The sequence below is a fragment of the Sphaerisporangium melleum genome, from assembly GCF_014646695.1.
Taxonomy (GTDB): Bacteria; Actinomycetota; Actinomycetes; order Streptosporangiales; family Streptosporangiaceae; genus Sphaerisporangium; species Sphaerisporangium melleum.
This window is the reverse complement of the sequence record NZ_BMNT01000032.1, coordinates 41,033-41,474: the sequence shown is the minus strand read 5'-3', so window position 1 is coordinate 41,474 and position 442 is coordinate 41,033. Positions and strand designations below refer to the sequence as shown.

The following is a 442-nucleotide window of genomic DNA, read 5'->3' as shown; positions in this document are numbered from 1 at the left end:
CTCCATGGTGCCGTTGCCGTTGTCGCGGCTGTTGGTCTCGGCGTTGCCGTAGTCGAAGCAGCAGCCGCCGTTGTAGTGCGTGCCGTCGAAGATGGCGTACATCCCCTCCGGCTGGTCCCCCTTGGCCACACCGTTGGTGGCGTTGTTGCGGTAGCCGGTGCCCGGCGCCACGTAGACGCCGTACGCCTTGTGCCCGCCGACGGAGATCGGCGCCAGGGTGGCGTCCGCGAGGTTGTCGTACCCGCCCGCGGCGGGGCCCTGGAAGCCGCCGGGAGGCGCCTGGGTGAGCCGGTTGTTGCGGCCCGACTGGTCGTAGATGACGCTGATCAGGCAGGTCGTGCCGGCGCAGAAGGAGTCCTGCGCGGCGGAGTCGGCGACGCCGCCCGCGCTCAGCACCCCGATGTCCCGGGTGGTGTTGTCCGAGGAACGGCGCACCTGGTAG

1 protein-coding gene is annotated in these 442 nt (G+C 70.6%); it reads right to left on the bottom strand.

The genetic code is table 11. The features are described 5' to 3' along the window. The coding region (locus IEY93_RS38640; RefSeq protein ID WP_229691486.1) for an arabinofuranosidase catalytic domain-containing protein at positions 1 to 442 on the bottom strand (442 nt) is incomplete at both ends.